This is a genomic window from Streptomyces diastatochromogenes (genome assembly GCF_002242805.1).
GTDB classification, from domain to species: domain Bacteria; phylum Actinomycetota; class Actinomycetes; order Streptomycetales; family Streptomycetaceae; genus Streptomyces; species Streptomyces diastatochromogenes.
In genome coordinates this window covers 1-458 of the sequence record NZ_MCGQ01000167.1, presented here as the reverse complement: position 1 = coordinate 458, position 458 = coordinate 1, and the positions used below count along the sequence as shown (strand labels likewise).

Here is a 458-nt window from a genome sequence, read left to right as displayed (position 1 = left end):
AGCAGCACCAGAACGGCGGTCAGCAGCACGTTCCACACGAAGATCGGCATGCGGAACATGGTCATGCCCGGGGCACGCATGCAGATGATCGTGGTGATGAAGTTGACCGCGCCGAGGATGGTGCCGAAGCCGGAGAAGGCCAGACCCATGATCCACATGTCGGCGCCGATGCCCGGGCTGCGGACCGCGTCCGACAGCGGGGAGTAGGCGAACCAGCCGAAGTCGGCCGCACCCTGCGGGGTGAGGAAGCCGCCGACCGCGATGGTCGAGCCGAACAGGTAGAGCCAGTAGGCGAACATGTTCAGCCGCGGGAAGGCGACGTCCGGCGCACCGATCTGGAGCGGCATGATCCAGTTCGTGAAGCCGGCGAACAGCGGCGTCGCGAACATCAGCAGCATGATCGTGCCGTGCATCGTGAACGCCTGGTTGAACTGCTCGTTCGACATGATCTGCAGGCC

The 458-nt window shown here is 64.6% G+C and carries 1 protein-coding gene; it reads right to left on the bottom strand.

What is annotated here, in order from left to right:
* On the bottom strand, positions 1-458 hold a 458-nt coding region (locus BEK98_RS47400), incomplete at both ends, for a cbb3-type cytochrome c oxidase subunit I (protein WP_208643449.1).